The organism is Endozoicomonas sp. ONNA1 (assembly GCF_024606325.1).
Lineage (GTDB): Bacteria > Pseudomonadota > Gammaproteobacteria > Pseudomonadales > Endozoicomonadaceae > Endozoicomonas_A.
Map to the genome: position 1 here is coordinate 1 of NZ_JAHHPN010000293.1, position 2,989 is coordinate 2,989.

1 protein-coding gene is annotated in these 2,989 nt (G+C 46.1%); it reads left to right on the top strand.

Translation table 11 applies throughout. The features are described from left to right. Positions 1-1,008 precede the first annotated feature (1,008 nt). Positions 1,009-2,989 (top strand): EcoAI/FtnUII family type I restriction enzme subunit R (gene hsdR / locus KDK19_RS06970; RefSeq protein ID WP_257291616.1); only part of this gene is annotated, 1,981 nt, incomplete at its 3' end.

Genomic DNA, 2,989 nt, shown 5'->3' on the forward strand with positions numbered 1-2,989 from the left:
GTTATCATTACTCCAACATCTTTCTCTAAAGATAACTGACTCCAGATAACATTCGAAATCAAGTAATCAAAGTAAGAGTAATGAGTACAAATGTACCCTACCAGCTCAGCACGTTTTTGGACGTTTAGAGGATCATCGATCATAATGCAGACTCTCTGTGCAGCCAATGCGTGGTTTGAGAAACTCTAAATTTAGAACAGACAATGCTGTTGTGAAAGCACAATGACAACTCATACCAGGCCTATTGTTGCTGGTCGAAATTTGCTTTTATGGAAGGAAAAGTTGCGATGAATGCACCTCAAAAAAGTGGTAGATTAGGCCTAACAGCCCGATTTAAATGACATACAGGTGACATAACAAAGCAAAATTAGTGCATTCTGGCATACTCAAGCCGTTTATAACTTATTGTTTTTAAAGGTTTTATATGTATGCCCGTCGAGCTTGTAATCAGTGGGTCCCGAGTTCGACTCTTGGTGCCGGCACCATATACAGCGAAGCCCGTAGCGTTAGCGAACACTACGGGCTTTTTGCTTTCTGAGCTTTTGCGCCTGCTAATGCGCCCTCTTTCCGTCGGAATAGGTCAACACTAGATTAGGGGAAGGTTATCCAGTGCCTTCTATCACATATACCCAACCCACTCTATACGTCTTAAAATGCTTTAACTGCTCAAACACACCCTGATACAATTCATTAAAAGCAACCGGAAGATAGCTATTTTTTGGAGCAGCATGATCAGCTGAACCCCCAGAGCTGGTTTGATATTATTCAGGTTGTTTCTGTCTGGAAAGCTGACCTATACCCGGCCCGAGTTCAACTCTTGATGCCAGCACCAAACACCGAGAAGTTGACGTACATCAAGTTCATTTTTTATCAAGCTTTGCCACTCCCATTCTCTTTATTATCACTGGTACAATGATCCCACTATTCAAGCTTTTCGCCGATATTCAGTCTTATTTTCGTGGCGATTCATTGCAGTTTGGGAGGTCTTGACGTGACAGGATCTGAGAGATGAACAAAAAAGAACTATCCGAACGTGATATATGTACCAAATACATCACCCCAGCCATCGAAAAGGCCGGTTGGGATATCCAAACTCAGGTAAGAGAGGAGGTAACCTTCACCGCAGGCCGCATCATCGTTCGCGGTAAGCTCCATGCCCGAGGTAAAAAACGTCGGGCAGACTACATCCTCTATCATCAGAAAAACCAACCCATAGCGGTCATCGAGGCCAAAGATAACAAGCACAGCATGGGCTCCGGAATGCAGCAAGCCCTGAGCTATGCAGAAGCACTTGATATTCCCTTTGTGTTCTCCAGTAATGGAGATGGCTTCAAATTTTACGACCGCACGGGTAATGCAGATCAAACCCAAACAGAGTTGTCCCTTAATGAATTCCCTTCGCCTGGTGAGCTATGGAGTCGCTACTGCCAGGCAAAAGAATTAGACGAGCCAGCTCAAAAAACCGTCAATTACCCTTATTTCGATGATGGTTCCGGGCGCACTCCGCGCTACTACCAGGCAAACGCTATTAACCGCACTATTGAAGCCATTGCCAAAGGCCAGAATCGAGTTCTACTGGTCATGGCAACTGGAACCGGGAAGACCTATACCGCTTTCCAGATCATCTGGCGGCTCTGGAAATCTGAAAAGAAGAAGCGCATTCTGTTTCTTGCCGACCGCAATATTCTTGTGGACCAAACCAAGTCCAACGACTTCAAACCCTTTGGCCCAGCGATGACCAAAATTGAAAAGCGCCAGGTCAACAAAGCGTTTGAGATATATCTGTCGCTCTATCAGGCCGTTTCAGGCAATGAAGAAGAAAAAAACATCTATAAACAGTTTGATCCTGATTTCTTTGACCTGATTGTCATAGACGAATGCCATCGTGGTAGCGCCCGTGAAGACTCTGCATGGCGAGAAATTCTGGAATACTTTTCCTCTGCAACACACGTTGGTTTAACCGCCACCCCAAAAGAGACGAAGGAAGTCTCCAATATCCATTACTTTGGTGAACCTGTTTATACCTATTCTCTAAAACAAGGGATTGAAGATGGCTTCCTGGCACCATACAAAGTCATCCGATTTGATTTCGATATTGATCTTGAAGGCTGGCGACCACAAAAAGGACAGATCGATAAGTATGGCAACCTGATTGAAGACCGCATATTCAACCAGCGGGATATGGACAGAAACATTGTCTTTGACGAGCGAACCCAACTGGTAGCGCTGAAGGTTACTGAGTATTTGCAGAAAACCGATGAGCTTCAGAAGACCATCGTTTTCTGTGACGACATCTATCATGCTGAACGCATGCGGGAAGCACTGGTGAATTTGAACCCGGATCGGGTGAAAGAGAACCGCAAGTATGTGATGCGGATTACCGGTGATAACGAAGAAGGTAAGGATGAGCTGGATAACTTCATTGACCCGGAATCCACTTATCCGGTCATCGCCACGACAAGCAAGTTGATGACGACCGGTGTGGATGCTAAAACATGCAAGCTGATTGTTCTCGATCAAAGCATCCAATCCATGACTGAATTCAAGCAGATAATTGGACGTGGAACTCGCATTGACGAGGATCACGACAAACACTGGTTTACTATCATGGACTTTAAAAAAGCCACTGAACGTTTTGCCGACAAAGACTTCGATGGTGAGCCGGTACAGATATTCAAGCCTAAGCCAGGTGAGCCCATTATCCCGCCAGAGGATGAACCTGAAAATCCCGAAGGAGAAGGTGGCGGAGGAGGAATAGAGGAAGATCCGCCGATCATCACTGATCCACCCAGCGAAATAACACCGGAACCTGAGCCAGAACCCATACCACCCGGAGGGGGCGATGAAGGTGACCCTGAACCACCGCCGGAGCCACCCCGCATCAAGTACCATGTCAAAGGGCAGGCGTTTAAAGTCACCAAATATCGAGTTCAGCATCTGGATGCCAGCGGCAAACTGGTCACCGAATCCATGCACGATTACACCAAAC